Here is a 24,269-nt window from a genome sequence, read left to right as displayed (position 1 = left end):
ATAAACCACGAAAACCTTAAAATCGCCGCAATAAAGCTACATTCTTTTACTTGATTTTTAGGGCTAAGTTAAGCGTTCATGCTTAATACTGAGTAATGAGAATACATCAATTTTTATTGGTGCAAGATGTAAGTCAACATCCTAGGCTCAAACCCTTGGACTGTCGTTACTTTAATCATAATGCTTTTACCTTCATTGGGTGCTCCCGAACTAAGCCCTAATTATTGCTAGTATTAGATAGTTCACAAATAATATTTTAGTAAAAATGACTACAGCCTTGATTACTGGTGCTTCTGGTGGTATGGGTAAATGTTTTGCTCAAAAGCTTGCGGCAAAAAATACAAATCTAATTATCGTTGCACGTTCCCAAGACAAGCTTAATGCTCTTGCTCAACAGTTACAAGAGCAATACAAAGTTCAAGTAAATGTTATTGTTAAAGACTTAACTGAACCATCTGCGGCTCAAGAAGTTTACGATGCAACTCAAGCCAAGGGATTGACTGTTGATTTACTAATAAATAATGCAGGTTTTGGTGACTATGGTGAATTTACTCAAACCGATGGCGATCGCCAAATCAAAATGTTGCAGTTAAATAATATAGCGTTGGTCGATCTAACTCACAAATTTTTACCACAAATGCGCCAACGACGTTCGGGAAGCATTATCAATATATCGTCAATTGCAGCATTCATGCCAATGCCATATCTTTCAGTTTATGCAGCCAGCAAAGCTTTTGTTCGCAGCTTTAGCGAAGCATTATGGGCAGAAAATCGTCAATTCGGGTTGCGCGTCTTGGTTGTTTGTCCAGGACCTACACAAACCAACTTTTTCAATGAAGCTAAGTTTCCCACTATACTCGCAAGTAATGGTCAAACTTTGTCTACCCCCGAACAAGTGGTAAACAAAGCCTTGAAAGCTCTAGAAAAAGGACACGTAAATATTGTAGTTGGTTCTATAGCATCTCATTTCATCACCAAGTTACCTTTAATATTCCCAAAAAAAATTCTGTTGAATCTATTAGAAAAACAGTTTCAAACTTAACCCTCTTTTAGAGGGTATTATAGAGGTGTTGGTATGGCTTTAGAAGATGTACGAAAAGCCTTAAATGTCATACGTTCGCACATAAGTTGAAAAATTTCACGGAATCATATCATGTCCGCTTAATTACTTATGAAAAAATATGTTTGTTTGTAGTAGCGCTTTAGCACCATAGTAAAGATATTGGCGCTCAAGCGCTACTACGAACCTTATTGTAAGTGTTTTACCGGACATGATATCATGTGTGTTCGCGCATAAAGTGAAATTTTGATAACGAAGTTATAGGGGTTTGAAACAACCCAATTCGCGCACACAATGAAATTTTTACGGCTAATGTGAATTAAATTAAACTGCAAGGGAAGAACTAAAGAACATCAATACCAAAGTGATGGCATAATACTAAGCATAATGTATGGGTAAGCTATTTTTGTTGCAACATGAGCACAAAATCCTGCGATCCGCACGTGCAACTTGAAAAGCGGCAAAAGCCGAATGCTATGATAGTTTATTTTTTGATTTGTATTCTCTTACATCTTCCTAATTCATAAGAGCCTATCAGAACCTGACAAAAAACGATGATAAGCTTTAAAGCGATTAAAAAAGACATACCTCAAAGTAATGGCCTGTAGTATTTTCTCCTGGTGATATCATCCTTTTTATAGCTCGATTCAGATATCTTTTTAGGTTGTACCATTTGAACTATTGAAAGTAAGTCGTAATTCATTTTTTATCGTTAGCGATCGCAACCTCGTTAGAGGAAAATGATCCTCAATTATCAATGTTATAAGGCTTCATACTTTGGGTTTTCATCTCTTCATTGTCATTGCGACTCTCGTTGTAGTTTCTAATCAAAATAATTGGCTAGTGTAGAAATTAAATATGCTCAAACCACAGAAAACTCAACCAACAAAAATAATCAAATTCAAAAAACAGATCCAGTCAAGTTACAAATTATTTTTTTATGTAGGTAAGACTTTATTTTCTCAAAACTTCATTGGAGTAAGTATATTTGTTGCGATCGCAGTTTGGACTATATGGTTAACTGTAGCTGGTCCGAGTCGCGCTCTTTCTAATTTGACTGAGAATTGGGAAGCTAGTGTCACTATGATTTTTGGCTCCATAGTAGCGGGTGGTACAAGCATGGGTGGAGGAGCAGTTGCTTTCCCAGTTTTTACAAAGGTGCTTCACGTTCCTCCTAATGAAGCAAAAGTATTTTCTCTAGCGATTCAAAGTATAGGTATGAGTGCAGCTTCATTGACGATCATGGCGATGAAAACCAAAGTAGAATGGCGGTTTATCCGTTGGACAAGTCTGGGAGGTATTCCTGGAATCATCCTTAGTTCGGTTTTTCTTGCTCCAGTTATACCCCCAGATGTAGTCAAATTTTCTTTTACAATGATGATCTGCAGTTTTGCTGTAGTTTTATTTGTTTTGAATCGTAGTAAAATAACGCGAAATTTAGCTATTCCTACTTGGGGAAAAAGAGAGCGATATTTTTCACTATTAGCTGGACTTTGGGGAGGAATAGTCAGCGGTTTAGTTGGTAGTGGAATGGATATTGTTGGTTTTTCCATCATGGTATTACTATTTGGCTTGTGCGAAAAAGTAAGTACCCCAACGTCTGTAATTTTAATGGCTATCAATGCTGTGGTTGGTTTTATTCTTCATCAATATTTTGTTGGTGATTTTGTCAAACCCATAACTGATTATTGGCTAGCTGCAGTTCCAGTAGTTGTGGTTGGTGCACCAGCAGGTGCTATTTTGTCCAGCTTAATGGAACGAAGAACTATTACCAGAATAGTTATTGGTTTGATCCTGATGGAATTAGCTAGTTCTGTTTTGCTTATTCCTCTAGATGCTAAGCTCTTTGGTTATTCTTTATTTGTATTTTCCATGTTCTCATCAATTTATTATTGGATGTACAAAAGCAAAATTTACAGAAGCAAAATTTCTGTTGCTCCTAGTTTTATCCGTTCAAGATATTGATATGTTTAAATAACACTAATGAATTTCGATTCGATATACCGATATTCGTACTAGTACAGATCGGCGGGAATAAAGCAACCATATATAACATCTAGAAGTTAGATAATATAATACTGTTGCAGTGCTAATACTCCACTAGAGGCTCCGCCGACGCCGCAGGCTCTAGCTGCGCTACCTTAGCTTTGCTACCTGGGGAACGGATCCGTTAACGCCTCCAGCGCGGTCTGTTATGTCCTACGGACACGCCCTTGGCTAACCGCCGACGGACGCAGGCTCTAGTTGCGGCTGCGCTACCTACGGTACGCTAATGACCTCCGCGCAGCGGTACTAGATATCATTTTGTGAATCTTTTTGTAGCTCCTTGCAGTTCCAAAAGCCAAAAATTAGCCAAAATCCCAACATCCCCGAGGTCAATAATAAAATAGGAAATGGCCCGTATCTTGCTATTAATGGTGGTGCAGCTGCAGTGAATAAACCACCACCAAGTATTGGTTCAAATAATAATTGTTTGTAGGCGAAACACTCGAATGCACCGGAACGATTATCTGGATCCACCATTCTTAATAACAATATACCGGTAGAAGTCACTCCCATTGACTGTCCCAGATCTCCCAATCCTCTTTCGTAAGGATAAAAAGGAATCAAGCGTGGTGCGAGAAAAATGAAAACGAATATATTCCAAAGAATCCCCGCTACTGACAAAATTAATATAGCTGGTAAGTTTTCCCCTAATGCAGTTAAAGAAATTGTGGCTAAAGCAGTGATAATTGTGATATCTAATGCTAATCCACCAATTCGCTCCATCAAAGGTCTGCTAATCATGTAGCTGCTACCAACACGCACCACAAGTAATTGGACTATAATTCCCCCGACTAAGGCAATGGGAAATAAAGGAACATAAGGCATCAATCTAAATCCTTCAGACCTCCCCCAAGTGAGAGACTCAATTAAAATTAATGATTGCTGTATCAACCAACCTACAGCAATTGCTAATCCTACAAAACCAAAATTTAGGGATATTGGATCGATTAATAAATCTCGAAATAGATATTTTCTTGCTATTTCAACATCTGAATAATCTTCTAGATTGATCTGATTCCCTTTACTTTGCTCGATACCCAAATCGATCTCTGCTTGACGTTCTATCTGAATACGTCCAGTACTTTTTCCCCAATTCATCAACCAAGTACCAGCAACAATACCACCTACCAGTCCAATCGTAGCTAAAGTTAAAGATAGGTCTTTACCTGCGGGGAAATTCAATTGCTCAAAAGTCTGCGCCATACCTGCAGCGGTTCCATGTCCTCCTTCAAAACCCACCTCGATTAAGGCTGCAGCAATGGGAGGTAACTTAAAAACAGGCGTTAATACAGTGATACTGAGCAATAAACCAATGACATATTGTCCCCAGCCTAAAGTTTGTCCAAAAGCTGCTTGGGGAGAAGCTTGACGCCAAATCATTCGCCAACCGGGTATTGATTGTCCAAGAAATAAGGTCGCAAATACTATATTGATAAAAATACTGGGTGATTGACTCCATACAGTTCGAATTTCTTCGGGGAAAAGCCCGTTTGCTAAAGGGGAAGCAGGATTATTCGCTGCAACAATTGCACCTAAAACGCTTGGACCTAACAATAAAGCAATTGCGCCTGCTACCAAAGAACTTGGAATATAAAGCGATCGCAAAATTCTAATTCGCTGTCTAATGAAGCGCCCTACAAGAATTAATACAGCGATAAAAATATAAGCCCAGAAAACATCTATGAGTCTAAACATGGTATTTTGCTGTAATTACTGAGAAAGCAATGGAAATCTCTCCCAGGATAGTTTTATCTGCATATCTTTTATATTTCTTATAAGTGTAGATTGCAGATTATATATTATCTACCGCAAATCAGATGATATTTTCTGAAAATTAATTTAAATCCTAGATATTTGAAGACTAAATATTCGCAGGTAATATAAATAAACCATCTTCACCAGGTTCAAAGTCAACAATCTTTGATACTGCATCAATGTTTAAAGCGCCATAAATATGAGGAAAAATTTCTTCTCCTTCAACAGCTTCATAACGGATTTCTGGTTTGACTTTACTGGGAATGATGCAAAGAAGTTTTAAATTATGTTGATTTTTGAACAACCGATTGGCGACCTCGACTATTTGCGAGCGAGTCGAACAATGGATAAAACCTTCTGACTCCAAGGTATCGCTACAATAAATCCCAGTTGATTTTGCTTTTTCCCACACGGTGGATTTGGTAATATGAAAAATTTGATTCATCATATAAGTCATTGAGATATAAGCAATCTAGAAAAATTTCTCAGGACTTACGCAAAATCAACGTAATTGCATCATTACCCATGACTAACGTCATGCTTCCGCTATCGTTGCATAAGTCCTGATTCTAATAGCAAATGTAGGTATTAATTTTGATTGGAGTGCATTCGCACGCAGCATAACGCACTCCATATTACTAACTAAAATCCAAATATAGTAATCATATTTGATTTGTCAACTGCTAAACTCTGTAGAGACGTGACATGTCACGTCTCTACAATATTGATTATCACAAATGATTTAGGATTGCTATATCATTTTGGATGAAAATATTCAGTTCACTGATTTCTCTTCAATAACAGATGTTTTTTGGTCAGATTGGGGAATAACTTTAATATCTGCTTTCTCTGACTTAGTAGGTACTTCCGTTTTTTCTGTCACTTTTGTATCAGTTTCAGAATTTGGTTTGGATTCCAATTCAGTTTTAGGTTCTGGTTTAAATTCTTTATTGGACTCATCAGATTTAATTTTGTCAGATGTAATTTTTTCTGGGTTAGGTTTTGTCGTTTGAGATGCTGATTCGGCTGTAGGAGATTTAATCACTTTTGGTGAAGTTTGCAAAGTTTCTTTTGGTGTTTTTGGCGTGAATGATGGTGCGCTTGGAGATGGAGTTACTTTTACCTCAGGTGTTGGAGATGGAATGACTTTTGGTGTAGAAGGTGCTACCGGTGGAGAAACTACAGGTTGTTTTGCTTGTTGGGTTTCAGTTTCAACTTTCGGTGCTGATTTTGTTGCTGGTGATGGTTTAGCCTCAACTTTGGGTATTGGCTGAATAGTAGGTGCGGGCTTGACTACTGGTTCCTTAACCAAATATTTGGGATCGATAATTGAGAGCAATTCATCAGCTTTAAGTTCGCCTCTGGTAATTTGAGCAAGAGTGTCCTTACCCTTGGGATCGTACGTAATTGTCCTGATGGTACTATTAAAAACATTTTTTACAGGATTACCCTGTCCATCAAGAAATTCAAGTTTTACCCAATTTTTACCTGATTTGAAACCTTGAAGATAAAGTGAGTGCCAACGGTCTAAAATAAAACTCTCACCGTTAACAGTACAACGAATTCGCCAATCACCTATTCTCTCATTCTCTTTTTCTCGTGCAACTAAATGCAACGGAGCATTTGTTAGGTAAAAGTCTAATAGTATAGGTTCTGCACCATAATCACCTTGCGGACGAGAATAGGTCAGTAATGGTAATTCCGGATCTGGATTGTTGCGATCGCTCTTAGTAAAAACATGGAATTTTACTTGGTCATAAGCACCTTCATTTTTAAAGCTTTCATACCAAGGAGTTGATGCAAATACTCGTAAAGTATGAGTTCCTGCGGATAAATTGGGGATCTCTAATGGATGCTCAAGATCGTAAACTTCTTGGTATTGCTCGTTATCCAAAATCACTTGTAAATGAGGTCCAAGACCTAACTGGGGATTTTTGAATACAGGTAAATCTTTAACTGAAAATTTAACTTTTAAGAAATTATCTTGTAAAACTTCCTCCGGTTTTGGATTTACAATTTGGACTTGCGGTTGATGTACCTCTAATTCTTGCTGCAACCTTTGAATAACCACTGGTGGAGAAACTTCTGTAATCTGTTGGGAAAGTTTTCCATGGGTTGCTTGCGAACCTGCATTGATTCGACTCAAATCAACAGGCACATTTTTCCCGGTTGCTTTTCCCCCACATCCTGCCAAATTGACAAGTATTATTAACAAAAGTAAATATTTAAAAAAATTAATATCGACCCTCATTGGAAAAAGTTTTGTTAAGACCTGTTTCCACGGTGAGTTCATCAGCTTTCCCTTACATTTCCAAGTACTAATAATCATTCAAATTATTCGTATTAATTTTGTCTGAATTTATTGGTAGCAAAATATAGCCCCAAAGCAGAAATATAGTTCATTTTTCATATCCGGAAGTAAAATATAAAATTTTTATCCTTTCCATTGTCATCTGATTCATAGTTTTTTTGAATACATCAAAAAATCAATAACCAAAAAGCAATTAAAGCTCATACTCCACAGACAATAGAGCTAGAGCATAATCAACGAACTTATTTATGAGAATTAAATCGAACATCAATCAAAAACTACAAGTTGATAAACGTTGCGAATTGTTTCTGTTTGTAAATTAAATCCAGTAACTATTGACTTTTGCACAGCTATTTAAAAGACACAATCAATATTGGACAATCGATCCAGGGATTTTTAATTATTGTTAAAATGTTTCTGACTATATGGGAGTAAAGCCCTTATAATTCAACTGAAACCACTAATCACAAAAAAAAATTTCTTGTGACTCCAGTATATTTATGGAGAAAGTGAAAAGTTTCGCAAACTCAAGAAAGTAACTTGTGAGAAAATTGATTCCTCAATCCTTATCTAGAGAGGAGGTAGAATGACAAGTACCTCTGAGCGAGAGGAAAAGAAAGCTAGAGTTATAGTCGACAAGGATCCAGTACCAACTTCTTTCGAGAAGTGGGCAAAACCAGGTCATTTCGACAGAAGCTTAGGCCGGGGTCCAAAAACCACTACGTGGATTTGGAACTTACATGCGCTCGCCCATGACTTTGATACACATACAAGCGATCTAGAAGATATATCCCGCAAAATCTTCGCGGCTCACTTTGGTCACTTAGCGATAGTAACCTTGTGGCTGAGCGGGATGATATTTCACGGAGCCAAGTTTTCTAACTATGAAGCTTGGTTAAGCGACCCGCTGGGGGTTAAACCCAGCGCTCAAGTCGTTTGGCCCATTGTTGGGCAAGATATTTTAAACGGAGATGTTGGTGGTGGATTCCACGGAATTCAAATCACAAGCGGCATATTCCATGTATGGCGTGGCTGGGGTATTACCAGTTCATTCCAACTCTACTGCACAGCGATTGGTGGTTTAGTATTAGCAGGCTTATTCCTATTTGCAGGCTGGTTCCACTACCACAAACGCGCACCAAAACTGGAATGGTTCCAGAACGTAGAGTCCATGTTGAATCACCACTTGGCAGTATTGCTTGGTTGTGGTTCTTTGGGTTGGGCAGGTCACTTAATTCACGTATCCGCTCCTGTAAACAAGTTATTGGATGCAGGAGTTGCAATTAAGGACATTCCTTTACCCCATGAATTTCTATTTAATAAAGAGTTGTTAGCTGAGCTTTATCCCGGCTTTGCTAATGGGTTAACACCTTTCTTTACCTTGGACTGGGGACAATATGCAGATTTTCTCACCTTCAAAGGTGGTTTGAACCCAGTTACAGGTAGCTTGTGGATGACAGATATTGCCCATCACCACTTGGCGATCGCGGTAGTATTTATCGTCGCAGGTCACATGTACCGTACCAATTGGGGTATTGGTCACAGCATCAAAGAAATTCTCGAAAATCATAGAGGTCCCTTCACCGGTCAAGGTCACAAGGGTCTTTATGAAGTTTTGACTACATCTTGGCATGCTCAATTGGCAATTAACCTTGCAATGCTAGGTTCTTTGACAATTATTGTGGCGCATCACATGTACTCCATGCCTCCATATCCATACTTGGCGACTGACTATGCAACTCAGTTGTGCCTATTTACTCATCACATGTGGATTGGTGGTTTCTTAATTGTTGGTGGTGCAGCTCACGGAGCCATATTCATGGTGCGAGATTACGATCCAGTAGTTAACCAAGACAACTTACTAGATCGGGTTATCCGTCATCGGGATGCAATTATTTCCCACCTCAACTGGGTATGTATTTTCCTAGGCTTCCATAGCTTTGGTTTGTACATTCATAACGACACAATGCGTGCCTTGGGTCGTCCCCAAGACATGTTCTCTGACACCGCAATTCAATTGCAGCCAGTGTTTGCTCAGTGGGTACAAAATATCCACACAATCGCTCCTGGTATCGGTGGTACAGCACCCAACGCTTTAGCAACTGTATCCCATGCTTTTGGTGGCGGTGTTGTAGCAGTAGGTGGAAAAGTCGCAATGATGCCCATTGCTTTGGGTACGGCTGACTTCATGGTGCATCACATTCACGCGTTCACCATTCACGTTACCGTTTTAATCCTGCTTAAAGGTGTTTTATATGCCCGGAGTTCTCGTCTGATTCCAGACAAAGGAAACTTGGGCTTCCGCTTCCCCTGCGACGGTCCTGGTCGTGGTGGTACTTGTCAAGTATCTGGATGGGATCACGTATTCCTCGGACTATTCTGGATGTATAACTGCCTCTCAGTTGTAATTTTCCACTTTAGTTGGAAGATGCAATCTGATGTTTGGGGTACTGTAGACGCATCTGGCAATGTGTCTCATATCACTTACGGAAACTTTGCTCAAAGTGCGATCACCATCAATGGCTGGTTACGCGACTTCTTATGGGCACAAGCTGCACAGGTAATTAACTCCTATGGCAGTCCCCTTTCAGGCTACGGTCTGATGTTCTTGGGCGCTCACTTCATTTGGGCATTCAGCTTGATGTTCTTATTCAGTGGTCGCGGCTACTGGCAAGAATTGATTGAATCCATTGTTTGGGCTCACAATAAGTTAAAGGTAGCACCTGCAATTCAACCTCGTGCTTTGAGTATTACTCAAGGTCGTGCAGTAGGATTGGCACACTATCTTTTGGGAGGAATCGCAACAACTTGGGCATTCTTCCACGCACACATACTTTCAGTAGGCTGACAATTGGCTTTATGAGTTTGAGTAATGGGTTTGGGTCATAAAACTTTTGAATATTAGTGATAGATGACAATATGTCACAAGTTATTAACTTTCGATTGTTAAAACTCAAAACTCAAAACTCAAAACTCCTAAAAAAGCTTAAATCAAATGGCTATTATGTCTGAGGATTTATAAAACCTATGGCGACAAAATTTCCAAAATTTAGCCAGGATCTCGCACAGGATCCGACTACGCGTCGGATTTGGTATGCGATGGCTATGGGAAATGATTTTGAAAGCCATGATGGCATGACCGAAGAGAATCTTTATCAAAAGATTTTTGCAACACACTTCGGTCACCTGGCAATCATTTTCCTGTGGGCATCCAGCCTCCTGTTCCACGTTGCTTGGCAAGGTAACTTTGAACAGTGGATTAAAGATCCTCTTCACATCCGTCCTATTGCCCATGCAATTTGGGATCCCCACTTTGGTCAACCAGCAATCGAAGCTTTCACCCAAGGTGGAGCAAGCAATCCTGTTAATATTGCTTACTCTGGTGTTTACCACTGGTGGTACACCATTGGCATGCGAACCAATAACGACCTTTACACAGGTTCGGTATTCTTACTGCTCCTAGCTTCAGTATTCTTGTTCGCAGGTTGGTTGCACTTACAACCCAAGTTCCGTCCCAGCCTCTCTTGGTTCAAGAGTGCTGAGCCTCGTCTGAATCACCACCTAGCTGGTCTTTTTGGCGTTAGCTCTTTGGCTTGGACTGGTCACTTGGTTCACGTTGCTATCCCTGAATCTCGTGGCGTTCACGTAGGTTGGGATAACTTCTTGAGCACACCACCACATCCAGCAGGTTTACAACCCTTCTTTACCGGGAACTGGGGTGTTTATGCTCAGAATCCCGATACAGCAAGTCACATATTTGGTACTTCCCAAGGTGCTGGTACTGCAATTTTGACCTTTTTGGGTGGATTCCATCCCCAGACTGAGTCACTGTGGTTGACCGATATGGCTCACCACCACCTGGCGATCGCAGTTCTTTTTATTGTTGCTGGTCATATGTACCGGACAAACTTCGGTATTGGTCACAACATCAAAGAGATGCTTAACGCCAAAACATTCTTTGGTAGCAAGAGTGAAGGTCAATTCAACTTGCCCCACCAAGGTTTGTACGATACTATCAACAACTCGCTACACTTCCAGTTGTCTTTGGCACTGGCATCTTTGGGAACAATTTGCTCCCTAGTAGCACAGCACATGTACTCACTGCCTCCCTATGCATTTATTTCTAGGGATTACACCACGCAGGCAGCTCTGTACACCCACCACCAGTACATTGCAGTTTTCTTGATGACTGGTGCTTTTGCCCACGCTGCGATCTTCTGGGTTCGTGACTATGACCCCGAACAAAACAAGGGCAACGTATTAGACCGCGTGTTGAAGCATAAAGAAGCGATTATCTCCCACTTGAGTTGGGTATCTCTCTTCCTAGGTTTCCACACCTTAGGTTTGTACGTACACAATGACGTAGTAGTTGCTTTCGGCACACCCGAGAAACAAATCTTGATTGAGCCGGTATTTGCTCAGTTCATTCAAGCTTCTCACGGTAAATTGTTGTATGGCATGGATACTTTACTATCTAACCCAGATAGTATTGCCTATACAGCTTTTCCGAATAATGGCAATGTTTGGTTAAGTGGTTGGTTAGATGCCATTAATAGTGGTACAAACTCTCTATTCTTAACCATTGGACCTGGTGACTTCTTAGTACACCACGCCTTTGCTTTAGCAATTCACACCACAGTTCTGGTACTTGTTAAAGGTGCTTTAGATGCTCGTGGTTCTAAGCTGATGCCCGATAAAAAGGACTTCGGCTATGCATTCCCTTGTGATGGTCCTGGTCGTGGCGGTACTTGTGATATCTCCGCTTGGGACTCCTTCTATCTAGCTCTGTTCTGGTCATTAAATACGGTTGGATGGGTAACATTCTACTGGCACTGGAAACACCTGGGTATATGGCAAGGAAATGTGGCACAGTTCAATGAGAACTCTACGTATCTCATGGGCTGGTTCCGCGATTATCTGTGGGCAAACTCTGCTCAGTTGATTAACGGGTACAACCCCTACGGCATGAATAACCTGTCTGTTTGGGCATGGATGTTCTTATTCGGACACCTAGTTTGGGCAACTGGCTTCATGTTCTTAATCTCCTGGAGAGGTTACTGGCAAGAGTTAATTGAAACCTTGGTTTGGGCACACGAGCGTACTCCTTTGGCGAACTTAGTTCGTTGGAAAGACAAGCCCGTTGCTTTATCCATCGTTCAAGCGCGTGTAGTTGGTCTAGCTCACTTTGCTGTTGGTTATGTACTGACGTATGCCGCCTTCCTCATAGCTTCAACGGCTGGTAAGTTTGGTTAATCCTACTGCTAGTGGTTTAGGTTATTAAAAAATCCCCTGCCTCAGGTAGGGGATTTTTTGTGCAATGATTTTTTGTACAATTAATTGTGATATAGCGGTTTTCGGTTGAGTATAGTACACCTCGTAGAGACGTATTAGCGCCTAGCGCAAGCGTACCGGGTCGGACGCGTCTAGCGACGAATGCACGCGGCTTGCGCCGTAAGCGCAGCTATAGCTAGAGGCAAAGACGCACCTTACGGTGTAAGCGCAGCCATACCGTAAGGTTTAACGCCGTCGCCGCAGGCTCTAGGTATTGCGTGACCGTAAGGTCATAATTTTACGTCTCTACATTTGGGAATTTAAAAATATATTTGATTAAAATGAAAACCGCTATATTAAGCTCAACTCAAAATTCAAAATAGATACAGTGCTACCTGCGAGTAAGGAGCAAGAAGTAAGGAGTAAAAGGTTATAAATAATAGCTTTTGAATTTTGAATTATGTCCTACGGACACGCTAAGCTAATGAATTTTGACTTTATTCTATTACCTTCTAATAGAAGCTAGCTAATATCCTGTTATTGGGCATGGTTTTAGCAAATACTTAGAAAAAGACTCTAAATTTAATCGAATATTGTATCAAAATGTTAGAAATTAAAGTTTTTATTTAATTGTTTTGGGATATTGATAACACAATGAAGGCATATTACATACAGAATAGCTTTAAAATGTTTTTTGCTTGCTAAACCTGTATATCTAATAGTATGTCTCAAATTTCATCTGAGTGGAACAATGAAGCATATGTGTCTTTGCATTTAGTTCAAAAAATGCTACAAATGGCTGGGTTACCAGCAAAAAGTGGTTACTCTCATTGGTATCCGGAGTTTAAAATCAAAAAGTTAAGAAATTGTCGAAAAAAATGGTGGGTAGATTTTTATATTGAGGACTTAAACAGATATATTAATTTTTTAGTTGAAATTAAAAGTGCAATTGCTCGGATAGATGATAGTGCTCGTTATCAATTATATACATATCTAAATTATTCAAATACTCGGTTTGGGCTATTGATAGATCCTTTCCGACTGGAAGTATATGAATTAACTAATGGTCAATTTAATTTAATTACCAAGCATACTATTAAAGATCCGACTAGAGTAGAACCTATTGCTGAGTTTCTACGTGATTTCTTATTTACAATTAATATGCGTACAATTTCTATTCATACCTCAAAAGGTGGGGTTGGTAAAACAACTTTGGTGATTAATCTTGCTTTTGAATTAGCAAAACAAGGTAATAGAGTTTTAGTTGTTGATTTAGACGATCAAGCAAATGCAAGCTTAGTCTTAGGAGTTAATAGAGCTGATGAAATTGACAATGCTTCTAGCTTAGAAGAAGTCGAACAAATTCTCGATGAGTTTGCTGGAAGAAAAGAATTAATTGACTTTTTGAAGGCAGACAAAGGTCTTGGGTTTAACTATATGGATTATGTTTATAGCAGTCAATTTAATAAATATATTAACTATTATATTTGGGGTATAAACGGAAAAATAGATGTAATTCCTGGTAGCTATAGAACAAAAGATGCTGAAATTGGTAGTAGACCTTATCGTCAAGAGTTACTTAATAAGGGACTTCAAAAGTCAGATATAGCCAAAGATTATGATTACGTCATCATCGATACTCCTCCAAGCTATACAGATATTACTTGGAATGGAGTGTGTGCGGCTCAATATATGGTGATTCCATCTCAGATGGAATATCTTTCAGCTTACGGAATAAATAATCCAATCAAGCAAGTCAAAGAAATCGAGCAGAACACAGAGGGTAAAAGGGGTAAAATTATCGGGATTGTTCCTTTTATGACTCGAGGGACTAATTTAAATAGAACAATGAAGGAATTGATAAAGAATCGCTTCGAACGTCAAAATATTTCAATGCTCCAGGAAATTCAACATTCAACCTATGTGGGTGAAGCTTTGAAAGCTCGTCAACCAATGTCTGTATATGCAGAAAAGACTGGAAAGGGAAAAAATGTAGCTTATCAATTTATCAGCTTGACTCAGGAAATAATCAGAATAATTAATACTATTGAGAAAAACTGACTAAGTAAAATGCCTGATTTATATAAAGGTATAGAATGTAAGCCTTATCTGATTTCCCTTAATCAAATCGAAGTTTTTCAAAAAGATTCTGGTACTTCTCCATGCATGTTAGAGAAAATTTCCAGTTCTTGGAAAGATGAATTTAACTGTAACTTTGCTCTTCCGCTAGTTTGCTTGACAGATAGAGAAGATACATATCATCTGCTTACCGGACTTGCGATTTATGAAGCCGCAAAACTTGCTAATATTGAACAAATTTGGGTATTTATTATTGCTGCACAGCAAGTAGTAATTGGAAAGGCTATAGAACAAGTAACACTACAATCGAAACTTAATCAAAGAGTCATAGAACCATGTGACGTGGAAGATTTTTTAAGTTTTCTCAATAACAGCGATAAATCTACTTTGATGAGCATCCCTGGAATTAAAGATGGGTATGCCAAGCTGATACTAGATAACCGTACATATAACTCCCTTGAAGATTTAAAACATCGTTTGGGAGTTAAAAGAACTTTAAAATGGTTAAAAGCATATAAGGAACCCAAGGTTTAATATTTATCTTGAAAAAATATCTATTTTAAGAGAGCAAGTCTGTTGAACAAATTTGCTTTTAATTTTGCCAGTTGCAGTGGTAAAAGTAAGTAGAAAATGAAGCAAGTGGTAAAATTTCAGTCATCTTTGGATTTTTAAAACAGCGACAAATACTACAAATTTTTGAATCAATTTTAAAACCAATGTAAAATAAAAGCTAAAGTTATTAATATTGCCAACACATAATTTTATTAACTTAGCTTCAAACCATGAGAGCCATTCCTTTTCAGCTCATTTCAAGTCTTGGGTAATTTGAAAAAAAAATATTTTGTCCCCAAAACAAGCTATAAATATAACACTGAGAAGGTTTTCTAAAAGTTACAAGCCTTGAAACAGGAAGACACAAGTCCACAAAACGAAATAAACTTTACTGCTTACTATAGTAAGGATTACGGCAATGTATATTTAGGTAACACTCTCGAATTAATTAAGTTTATCCCCGACGACAGTGTCAACTTAATTTTAACTTCGCCTCCCTTTGCGCTCACAAGAAAAAAAGAATATGGCAATGAAAGTGCAGAAAAATATATAGAATGGTTTTTACCTTTTGCTCGTGAATTCAAACGAGTCCTCGCTCCAGATGGTTCATTTGTATTGGACTTAGGTGGTGCATATCTTCCAGGTTTTCCGGTTCGTAGTATTTATCAATACGAACTTTTAGTCACATTGTGTAAGGAAGTTGGATTTTATCTCGCCCAAGAATTTTATCATTACAATCCATCTCGACTTCCAACCCCAGCAGAGTGGGTAACTGTGCGGCGAATTCGGGTTAAAGATTCAGTAAACGTAGTTTGGTGGTTATCAAAAACTCCTCACCCCAAAGCTAACAATAGAAAAGTTTTAAAGCCTTATAGCAAAAGTATGAAGCAATTACTCAAACGCGGCTATAAGGCTAAATTACGTCCTAGCGGTCATGATATTTCGAATAAATTCCAAAAGGATAACCAAGGCGCAATTCCACCTAATTTGTTAGAACTTGCTAATACCGAGTCAAACAGCGCTTATTTGCGTCGCTGTAAGCAAGAAGGAGTTAAACCTCATCCCGCACGTTTTCCTTCAGCTTTTGCAGAATTCTTTATTAAATTTGTGACTGATGAAGGTGATGTAGTACTAGATCCATTTTCTGGTTCGAATACTACAGGTTTTGTTGCAGAGAACTTAAAACGTCGGTGGACATCTTTTGAAATCAATGAGGATTACATTCTTGGTAGTCGTTATCGGTTTGAAGATATCAAGTCCGAGTAATGATTGGTTTAATCACTATATTGTAATGGACTTTTTTTAGTAGGTAACAGGTAATGGGTAATAGGTAATTGAAGGTCGTTTTTTGATTATCTATTGTTCATTTACTCCGTCTTTTACTGGCAAGTATCAAAGGGCGTAAATTAAAAAGTCATTATTTACCGTGAATAAATTGTAATCAGGACTTACGCAAGTGTCACAATTGGTGGTTGGTGCGTGACGCTATAAGTCTTATTCTTACGTTCAGATATTTTCACAGCATCACACACCCTACAGGAAAAATATGCCATTTGTGTAAGTCCTAGTAATGCCATGCTGAGTGTTGCTTAACATATCCGACACTAATTCTTTGCGTATAAATAAACATGGGAATTCTTCCCGCTTCAGCCAAGTAGACATCCCACCACAAAATACTTTGGATATAAATACTTGGGATATAAATGTGGAGTTGATAATTAAATCGCGATCGCTATTTTCACATTTAAATTGGGTAAATGTAATGGGTAAATGTAAATTGGGTAAATATATAAATTAAATTTGCTCACTAAATAAGTACTCTTAGGGAAGTACAGTAAAAAGTAGTAAATTTATGTAAATCAGTGATTTTGGAAGAAATGTGAGGATAGGAAAAATAATTGTGCTTTTGTAGGAGAATAATTTGAATAGATTGTAAATGTTATCTGTTTCGCGAGATTTACACAGCTATTGAGTGTAAATAAATAATATGGCAGGAATATACTCAATTTACCTAGATAATTTCCCGAACGCGGCAGATAATTGTTGCAAATAGAACAAGTGCGGAGGAGAAAATAAGTAGAACGATGAAAGACTTTTATCTGTTGACAGGAAGCTTGTTAACTGGGTTGCTAATACCAACATCTACCTTACCCGAAATTTCTGCTTTGCAGGCAGATAATCATCAAATACCGGGAAAGAATAAAAAAGGTTTAGAGTCAACAGCAAGAGCCGAAACAATCCCCAATACCTTATTCTCTTCCGAGCGGATTCATAGTCAAAAAAACTACACACCAGAAAAAATCTACACGCCACCAAAATCATTTGTACCAGCGACAATTACTCCTACATATCGCAGACCCACTTCAGGTATTCAACTTTACTACCAAAGGTTTGCAGCTTTGAAGGCTGGACACATTTATACTCGTGTAGCTGATGATAACTGGCAACAACTTAAATATTCCAGTAGGAAACGCAAACTAACCTATCAAGATTGGAAAAAGCTACTAGCGATGGAAGCTCGAGCTATGACTCGCGGTCAAGGAACAAATAGTTTGAGTGTATTGGTAGGGGATTCTCTAAGTTTGTGGTTTCCCACCGAAAGACTTCCAACAGGTAAATTATGGTTAAATCAGGGAATTTCGGGCGATACTTCTACTGGTATTTTAAAAAGATTATCAGCCTTTTCCAAAACTAAACCAGATGTAATTTATGTTATGGCTGGGATCAATGATTTACGCAAAGGTGTGAAAGGTGAAGTTATAGTACGCAATCATCGTAAAATGATTCGTAATTTACGGCAAAATCATCCCAACAGTTTAATTGTTGTCCAGTCCATTTTACCCACCCGTCGCCCAGAACTCTCTAATCCACGCATTCAACGTATAAATCAGCAATTAGCACGAATTGCTAAACAAGAAGGAGTAAGTTATCTAAATCTCCACATTTGGTTTACAGATTCTGAAGGGAAGTTGAGAAAAGATTTAACTACTGACGGATTGCATTTAAGTGAAAATGGATATGCAGTTTGGCAATCGGTATTGCAACAAATAGAATCTAAACTGACTGCTGTACGTGCAGTAAAGCTTGCTCGCTCGTGAAAGGGGTCAGGAGTGAAAAGTAAAAAGTAAAAAGTAAAAAGTAAAAAGTCAGAAGAAGAGTTGGCTTTATGCTACTTTTTTACTTTCTCTAATGGAACGATTTTTCTAACTTTTCCATTACTTTTAGATGTTACGTAAATTTCTCCTTGTTCGTCTGTTCCAGAACGGACATTAGAACGTTTATCCCCAATGATTTCTAGTTTCCAAAGTATAAAATGTTCTCCATTATAAATTGACTGAATTTGATAATTGCGGTTTTTTTTGAGTTTTTCTTGCAATTTTTCGGATGGGTTAAATAAAAATAGATTGCTAAAATCATCAGGAATTTTGTCAATCATCTTTCCTTCCGATAGTATTTGGAGTTTAAGCTTTGGGCTTAAAAGGCTACTAATTGAATATAAGTTTCCCTCAGCTCTCCAATAATTTTCAATGAGTAAAAGTGGTTGATTAGCTTGATTTAATATTTTAGCTATAGGGTAACTCTCAGAAGAATAATACTTATTCCACCATGTTTGAGTTGGGGAAATAACCATACATGAAATAATTCCACTTCCGATTACAACTAATGTGAGAACCTGCCAAAACTTCTGTTGCCAAATTTGAACTGATAAAATGATTTTAGTGGCTAGTAAATAAGCAACAGCTAAATGAATACCCAAATAGCATCCTACTAAATACCGATTATTAAAAGAGCGAATTCCGTCAAATAATAAGTCAGGTAATGCTAGAGCTAAAAATGGAATTCCAATTAAGGTTAAGATAAATCCCCAAATTTTTCTAGAAGTATTACGAGCAAGATAATATATTGAGTATCCTACTAGAACTAACAGAACTGCGATCGAAGAAATTGATAATGGATTTTTAAAACTAATGAAATCATTAAGAGCATAGCTAGGATTAAAATCGATAAAAATACGGTTCAAGTTAATTGCCCAGTGCATCATCAAAGAAGATGGGGGAATTGCTTGAGTTGACCAAGCCATTGAACCTATAACTCGATCTGAATTACTAATAATAAAAAATAGCCATGGAAGGAAAGCTAACAGTGATAGCAATGTGGCGATTAAATAAGCAATAAATACTTTACTTTTTCGGAAAGCATTAATTATAACTACATAGATCCCATGAGCTACAGCTACAAATAAAGACAGGGTATGGGTATAGATTGAGAGTGACAAACTTAATGCGTAAAATCCCCAATTCAACTTGTGATTGATGCGGATTGCTCTTAGTAAAAAAGCACTTGATAGTAAGACTGACCCGAGATTTGATCCAAGCGTAGATTTGTAACCAGCCAACTCCAGCCAATAATGCAAGCTCTGGTATAAAAAGAATAATGTAACGATCAACCTTACTATCGATGTTTGATAAAATAAATAAAACTGAGAGCGGAATTAAAGCGATTGCAATCAACTCAGGTATTTGAGATAAGTGATTACGTAACTTGGGAATCGACAATTTTGCCAAACAGGTTAATACTCCTATTTGGAGTAAGGGTGAGAGGCGATATGCTAGAACTAAAGGGTAGAAAAGTAATCCCGGAGAATCAGTCATTTGTCCGAAAAAAAACAGATTGCCTCTATCAGCTTCTGTCAATAAACCTTCATAGAATTTTTCAAAAGTCTCTAGAGGAGCTACCCATAAAGCTGGCAAGATTAAAAAAATAATGCAGATTGTGGTGGTTGCGAAGATAATCAGATCGATAATTTGTCGTATCCAACCTCTTGGAGTAAAACTTGTTCGCCAAACTCCTAACTCAATCAGCACAATCCAGACGACAATAGCAGGTAAAATAAACAGGGTTGGTACTTTTGAAGCTGTCGCCAGTCCCATAAATATACCTGATGAAAAAAGCAAAGTACGGTTGTTATTCTCTCGTAGATAGAGAAGTAAAAGTAGTACTGCCAAAATACTTAAGTCTGTTTGTAGAGCATCAGTAGTAATATAACGTTGGTAAGCGAGAAAAAATGGTTCTAATAATAATAGTGTAAATGCTACTATTGCTACATATCTCCCTAAAAGTCTTTTGGTTAAGATGTAGATTAATAGCATACATACTGAAGTGATTACTGCTTGTAATAAGCGTGGCATGAACCACAAGCTTAAAGGGCAGGTATTTTGGTCAACACAATACATAAGTGGTGACTGATTAAGTTTGAGTAAGCCAGGAAACAGATGGTGTATAAGAGAATTTATTAACTGACTACTGCCAATCAGCCACATATTTACAATACCTGGATGATGTCGTATGTAAGTTGCTTCTAAGTTACCTTGGATTAAGCTATTTATAAAGGCGGTACCACGAGACATCCATAACGCCTCATCCACATTAGTAGGTATAGTAATTGCTATAATTCTTGGGATTAAAGAGATAAAAAATATACAAATTAACTTTAGTATTGTTTGACCTCGATGCATAAGTTACTTCATATGTTGATACAGGAGTAATCGTATCATTTTGTCGGTAGTGATTCCCATATAGTGAAACCTGATATTAACTATTAGTAATTTGGTAATTATAATGGTGGATAAAATACCAAATTGCTCCGATATGATTGTTGAGTTTTTTGGAAAAAGATAAAATTTGATGCACATAATCTAGAGTTTAAAGTAATTTGAAGTAATTCTCTAAAACAAAATTAAAAAGCAAAATATTACATATTTATTTCCTATGGTTAACCTCAGAAAAATCAAAAAAATCACATTTATCTCTACGTTTGGACTAAGTATAGTCCTGACTGGTACCTTTTTCCCCAACCAAGGTAAAGTTCAAACTGAAGCTTTTGCATCTTCTACTAAACATGAAGAAAACAAGTCACAACAGAAAAAACAGCAAGCAAGTATCTCGATCGCTGAATGGGGAAAAACAGAAAATGGGAAGATAGTAAATTTATTTACTCTCAAAAATGCTAATGGTATGTCAGCTAAAATTACCAACTATGGCGGGGTTCTTACTGAATTAAAACAACATTTTCCCGATTCAGTTAATCAACCTCACTTCCCTTCAGTTATATTGCGTCCTGGGGAAACTTATCGCCATATCATGGTACACAAGTTTTCTACTCGTAGTTCAAAATTAAATAACCCAAAATCAAACAATTCAAAATCAAAAAATCATAAACTAGAGAATAATCAATTAAAGGTTTCAAACTTAAAGCATACTAAAACACTCAAGAATACTAAATCGCAAAATACTAAATTACAAAGTACTAAATTACAAAGTATTCTAGATATTAATTCTCAAGTAGAAAAGATTGCTGAAGGTTTTAAGTTTACAGAAGGACCTCTATGGCATCCAGATGGTTTTCTGCTGTTCAGTGATATTCCTGCTGATACCATCTATCAATGGAAACCTGGCGAAAAAGCTCGGGTATTTCGTCGTCCTTCCGGTAATGCCAATGGTAACACCTTTGATAAGCAAGGACGACTGATTAGTGGCGAACATGGTAACCGTCGCGTATCTCGCATGGGAAAGAATGGTAAAGTAGTCACCCTTGCAAGCAAATATCAAGGTAAGCGCCTCAATAGTCCCAATGACCTAGCAGTCAAATCAGATGGCAGTATTTACTTCACCGACCCACCTTATGGTATTAAAAGTGAAGATGAAGAATTAGGTTTTTATGGTGTTTATCGCCTTGCTCCAGATGGTAAATTAACCCTTTTAGTTAAAGATTTTGTCCGCCCTAATGGTATTGCTTTTTCTCCAGATGAAAGTAAATTGTATGTAAACGACTCAGACCAAGGTCACATTCGCGTCTTTGACGTCAAACCGGATGGAACCCTCACCAACGGAAGTATCTTTGCACAACAGAAAGATAAAACAAAGGAAGGCGTCCCTGATGGGATGAAAGTAGATATCAAGGGTAATGTTTACAGTACCGGACCTGGAGGAGTGTGGGTTTTCTCACCGACCGGAGAATTATTAGGTGTAATTGAAGTTCCCGAACCTCCTGCAAATTTAGCTTGGGGAGGAGAGGACTATAAAACTCTTTACATGACTGCAAGAAAAAGTGTTTATAGCGTTCGCTTGAAAGTCCCAGGGATTAAGCCTGGGGGGGTTAATTAACATTAACAACTGTAGAAAGCGGATCTGTATTAAAACTTCTAAAAAATAAAAATCTGATTCTTTGGACTCAATACCTAAACTTAATACGTGCATTATAGTGAACCAAATAAACAATAAAACTCCTGTGTACGTTTACAAATAGTTCGCCATGACATTAGAATCTGCGGTGGGTGAAGCCGCTATTGAAGCAAATCTCAAACAATTTTTGTTAGTACTCTCAGTTTCCCTGAGTGTCGCGACGCTACCGCAAGCTATTAGTTGGTTTCGTCAAATTCCTTATACCCTATTGCTGGTAATTGCTGGTTTGGGGCTAGCCATCTTGGATGTCCGTTTAGTTAACCTTTCTCCCGAACTAATCCTGGCAATTTTTTTACCACCTTTATTATTTGAAGCTGCTTGGAACCTGAAATGGTCAAACCTCAAACGAGATCTGTTTCCGATCTGTCTTTATGCAGTTCTGGGAGTTGTAATTTCAATTGTGGGTGTGGCGTTTGGGCTTAACCAAATAGCAGGAGTTCCCTTGACTACAGCGTTGCTTGTAGGAGCAAGTTTATCCGCAACAGACCCGGTTTCTGTAACAGCTTTGTTTCGTGAATTGGGAGTAGATAAACGCCTATCAACCCTGATGGAAGGGGAAAGCCTATTTAATGATGGCATGGCGGTTGTGGCTTTTAGTTTCCTGGTGGGACTTCCCCTTGGAACAAAACAATTGGGAGTGCAACCCGTGCTGATAGAATTGGTAACTGTGGTTGGTATTGGTTTAGCTGTAGGTGCTTTAATTGGATTTGGTATTTCTTACTTAACCCAAAGATTCGATTTACCATTGGTGGAGCAATCTTTAACTTTGGTTTCAGCATACGGTACTTATATCATTGCTGAAGAATTAGGAGGTTCTGGGGTAATTGGTGTTGTTACTACCGGTTTAATTCTAGGAAATTTCGGCTCCCGAATCGGGATGAATCCCCGTACTCGAGTAATTGTCAGTGAATTTTGGGAATTCATCGCATTTTTTGTCAATTCGATTGTATTCCTATTAATTGGCGACCAATTACGCTTTGCTAGCTTAGCCGATAATTTGGGAATTATTGGTATTACGATTGGCGGAATGGTATTTGCGCGGTTGGTTTCCGTTTATGGCTTGGGCTTTCTTACCAATAGGGTCGCTAAAAGCAATATTGGTTTGCCCGAACAAACTATACTGTGGTGGGGTGGCTTACGGGGATCTGTCTCTATTGCACTTGCGCTAAGTGTCCCCACAATATTGGGCGAACGAGAAGAAGTAATTTATACTGTGTTCGGCGTAGTTTTATTTACTCTGCTAGTTCAAGGATTAACAACTAAACCTTTATTAGAAAAACTAAATCTTTTAGGCGATCAACCCTTACGTCAAGAGTATTTGCAGCTAGTAGCACATCAGTCCGCACTCAAACGAGTTTTACAATACCTTGATGATGTAGATGAACGTCCCGGAATTGACCAAGAATTTTGTCGTTACCAAGAAACTTTAATTAGAGGAGAACTCAAGCAATTCGAAGAAAAGATTGATAAGTTACAGGACGAATATCCCAGGTTGCAAACTTTTGCGAGCGAACAATTAAAAAATGAATTATTAGCAGTCGAAGCAAATACTTACGCTGAATTTGTTCAATCCGGTCGCTTAAATCAAGAACTTGCACCTTTACTACAAGAAGTCTTGGAAGAAAAGGATTAGAATTTATACTGGTCTGTCCTATTAATTTTATTACTGGAACCGTAAGTAGCGGCTATAGCCTGCAGTATCAGCGGTATAAGCCTTTAATGTTGCGTTAGCCATTAGCTGCGTTTTCCCAAAAAAAATCTGAGAGACGTAGCATGCTACGTCTCTACAAATTATCGAAATTAATATGTTGGGCTACTCGCAGCTTAGGTCATTACCCATTACTCATTACTCATTACTCATTACTCATTACCCAATTGCTTACGCAACGCTGCGCTAACACCTATTACCCAAATGTGGCCCAGATTATTTCATTAATACTCATTTTATTAATA

Annotated in this window: 15 protein-coding genes and 1 pseudogene; 10 read left to right on the top strand and 6 right to left on the bottom strand. The window is 38.1% G+C overall.

Annotated features, from left to right (window positions below; all coding sequences use genetic code 11):
* Window positions 1-265: 265 nt before the first annotated feature.
* Entirely contained in the window at window positions 266-1,042 is a 777-nt protein-coding gene (locus QNJ50_RS03075) for an SDR family oxidoreductase (RefSeq protein ID WP_300631854.1), read from the top strand.
* A gap of 876 nt (window positions 1,043-1,918) precedes the next feature.
* Complete coding sequence (locus QNJ50_RS03070) at window positions 1,919-3,025, top strand: sulfite exporter TauE/SafE family protein (protein WP_300631853.1); 1,107 nt, start codon at window positions 1,919-1,921, stop codon at window positions 3,023-3,025.
* A 327-nt stretch (window positions 3,026-3,352) separates the two neighbouring features.
* Here QNJ50_RS03070 and QNJ50_RS03065 read toward each other — a convergent pair whose 3' ends face one another.
* The 3 genes from QNJ50_RS03065 to QNJ50_RS03055 form a co-directional block, all read right to left on the bottom strand.
* Window positions 3,353-4,801: a sodium/glutamate symporter gene (locus QNJ50_RS03065; protein WP_300631851.1), complete on the bottom strand. Its 1,449-nt coding sequence runs from the start codon at window positions 4,799-4,801 to the stop codon at window positions 3,353-3,355.
* Window positions 4,802-4,967: 166 nt separating this feature from the next.
* A complete protein-coding gene (locus QNJ50_RS03060; protein WP_300631859.1) occupies window positions 4,968-5,306 on the bottom strand; it encodes a DUF952 domain-containing protein in 339 nt (112 codons plus the stop codon).
* A 330-nt stretch (window positions 5,307-5,636) separates the two neighbouring features.
* Window positions 5,637-7,154 carry a hypothetical protein gene (locus tag QNJ50_RS03055; RefSeq protein WP_300631848.1) on the bottom strand — a complete coding sequence of 506 codons (1,518 nt, stop codon included), beginning with the start codon at window positions 7,152-7,154 and terminating at the stop codon, window positions 5,637-5,639.
* Window positions 7,155-7,758: 604 nt separating this feature from the next.
* Between QNJ50_RS03055 and psaA the strand changes: the two genes are divergently transcribed.
* From psaA to QNJ50_RS03025, 6 genes are all read left to right on the top strand, one after another.
* Window positions 7,759-10,020 (top strand): photosystem I core protein PsaA, encoded by a 2,262-nt coding sequence (psaA, locus tag QNJ50_RS03050; protein WP_300631846.1) that lies wholly within the window; start codon window positions 7,759-7,761, stop codon window positions 10,018-10,020.
* 179 nt (window positions 10,021-10,199) lie between these two features.
* Entirely contained in the window at window positions 10,200-12,425 is a 2,226-nt protein-coding gene (gene psaB, locus QNJ50_RS03045) for a photosystem I core protein PsaB (protein ID WP_300631843.1), read from the top strand.
* Between the two features lie 741 nt (window positions 12,426-13,166).
* Complete coding sequence (locus QNJ50_RS03040) at window positions 13,167-14,504, top strand: ParA family protein (RefSeq protein ID WP_300631840.1); 1,338 nt, start codon at window positions 13,167-13,169, stop codon at window positions 14,502-14,504.
* 9 nt (window positions 14,505-14,513) lie between these two features.
* Window positions 14,514-15,056 carry a hypothetical protein gene (locus QNJ50_RS03035; protein WP_300631838.1) on the top strand — a complete coding sequence of 181 codons (543 nt, stop codon included), beginning with the start codon at window positions 14,514-14,516 and terminating at the stop codon, window positions 15,054-15,056.
* A gap of 366 nt (window positions 15,057-15,422) precedes the next feature.
* Window positions 15,423-16,340 (top strand): site-specific DNA-methyltransferase, encoded by a 918-nt coding sequence (locus tag QNJ50_RS03030; RefSeq protein ID WP_300631836.1) that lies wholly within the window; start codon window positions 15,423-15,425, stop codon window positions 16,338-16,340.
* An 818-nt stretch (window positions 16,341-17,158) separates the two neighbouring features.
* Window positions 17,159-18,172 (top strand): SGNH/GDSL hydrolase family protein, encoded by a 1,014-nt coding sequence (locus tag QNJ50_RS03025; protein ID WP_300631834.1) that lies wholly within the window; start codon window positions 17,159-17,161, stop codon window positions 18,170-18,172.
* Between the two features lie 71 nt (window positions 18,173-18,243).
* Here QNJ50_RS03025 and QNJ50_RS03020 read toward each other — a convergent pair whose 3' ends face one another.
* The 3 genes and pseudogenes from QNJ50_RS03020 to QNJ50_RS03010 form a co-directional block, all read right to left on the bottom strand.
* Entirely contained in the window at window positions 18,244-19,350 is a 1,107-nt protein-coding gene (locus QNJ50_RS03020; RefSeq protein ID WP_300631832.1) for a hypothetical protein, read from the bottom strand.
* Window positions 19,274-20,482 (bottom strand): glycosyltransferase family 39 protein, encoded by a 1,209-nt coding sequence (locus QNJ50_RS03015; protein WP_300631830.1) that lies wholly within the window; start codon window positions 20,480-20,482, stop codon window positions 19,274-19,276. The genes QNJ50_RS03020 and QNJ50_RS03015 overlap by 77 nt, the downstream gene beginning before the upstream one ends.
* 184 nt (window positions 20,483-20,666) lie before the next feature.
* A pseudogene (locus tag QNJ50_RS03010) lies at window positions 20,667-20,765 on the bottom strand (IS1 family transposase); the annotation flags it as partial.
* A 78-nt stretch (window positions 20,766-20,843) separates the two neighbouring features.
* On the opposite strand from QNJ50_RS03010, the gene QNJ50_RS03005 reads away from it, so the two are divergent.
* Together QNJ50_RS03005 and QNJ50_RS03000 are read left to right on the top strand one after the other, a co-directional pair.
* Window positions 20,844-22,238: an SMP-30/gluconolactonase/LRE family protein gene (locus QNJ50_RS03005; RefSeq protein ID WP_300631828.1), complete on the top strand. Its 1,395-nt coding sequence runs from the start codon at window positions 20,844-20,846 to the stop codon at window positions 22,236-22,238.
* A gap of 148 nt (window positions 22,239-22,386) precedes the next feature.
* Window positions 22,387-23,949, top strand: a complete 1,563-nt coding sequence (locus QNJ50_RS03000; RefSeq protein ID WP_300631826.1) for a Na+/H+ antiporter — start codon at window positions 22,387-22,389, stop codon at window positions 23,947-23,949.
* Window positions 23,950-24,269 lie beyond the last annotated feature (320 nt).

It is taken from the genome of Mastigocoleus sp. MO_188.B34 (assembly GCF_030065675.1).
GTDB lineage: Bacteria > Cyanobacteriota > Cyanobacteriia > Cyanobacteriales > Nostocaceae > Mastigocoleus.
The sequence above is the reverse complement of the archived record's forward strand: the minus strand, read 5'-3'. Positions and strand labels throughout refer to the sequence as shown.

Bases quoted from the DNA above. Each gene is read 5' to 3' on its own strand.
- QNJ50_RS03075 (WP_300631854.1), top strand. From the start codon at position 266: ATGACTACAGCCTTGATTACTGGTGCTTCTGGTGGTATGGGTAAATGT.
- QNJ50_RS03070 (WP_300631853.1), top strand. From the start codon at position 1,919: ATGCTCAAACCACAGAAAACTCAACCAACAAAAATAATCAAATTCAAA.
- QNJ50_RS03065 (WP_300631851.1), bottom strand. From the start codon at position 4,801: ATGTTTAGACTCATAGATGTTTTCTGGGCTTATATTTTTATCGCTGTA.
- QNJ50_RS03060 (WP_300631859.1), bottom strand. From the start codon at position 5,306: ATGAATCAAATTTTTCATATTACCAAATCCACCGTGTGGGAAAAAGCA.
- QNJ50_RS03055 (WP_300631848.1), bottom strand. From the start codon at position 7,154: ATGAACTCACCGTGGAAACAGGTCTTAACAAAACTTTTTCCAATGAGG.
- psaA (WP_300631846.1), top strand. From the start codon at position 7,759: ATGACAAGTACCTCTGAGCGAGAGGAAAAGAAAGCTAGAGTTATAGTC.
- psaB (WP_300631843.1), top strand. From the start codon at position 10,200: ATGGCGACAAAATTTCCAAAATTTAGCCAGGATCTCGCACAGGATCCG.
- QNJ50_RS03040 (WP_300631840.1), top strand. From the start codon at position 13,167: ATGTCTCAAATTTCATCTGAGTGGAACAATGAAGCATATGTGTCTTTG.
- QNJ50_RS03035 (WP_300631838.1), top strand. From the start codon at position 14,514: ATGCCTGATTTATATAAAGGTATAGAATGTAAGCCTTATCTGATTTCC.
- QNJ50_RS03025 (WP_300631834.1), top strand. From the start codon at position 17,159: ATGAAAGACTTTTATCTGTTGACAGGAAGCTTGTTAACTGGGTTGCTA.
- QNJ50_RS03015 (WP_300631830.1), bottom strand. From the start codon at position 20,482: ATGTCTCGTGGTACCGCCTTTATAAATAGCTTAATCCAAGGTAACTTA.
- QNJ50_RS03005 (WP_300631828.1), top strand. From the start codon at position 20,844: ATGGTTAACCTCAGAAAAATCAAAAAAATCACATTTATCTCTACGTTT.
- QNJ50_RS03000 (WP_300631826.1), top strand. From the start codon at position 22,387: ATGACATTAGAATCTGCGGTGGGTGAAGCCGCTATTGAAGCAAATCTC.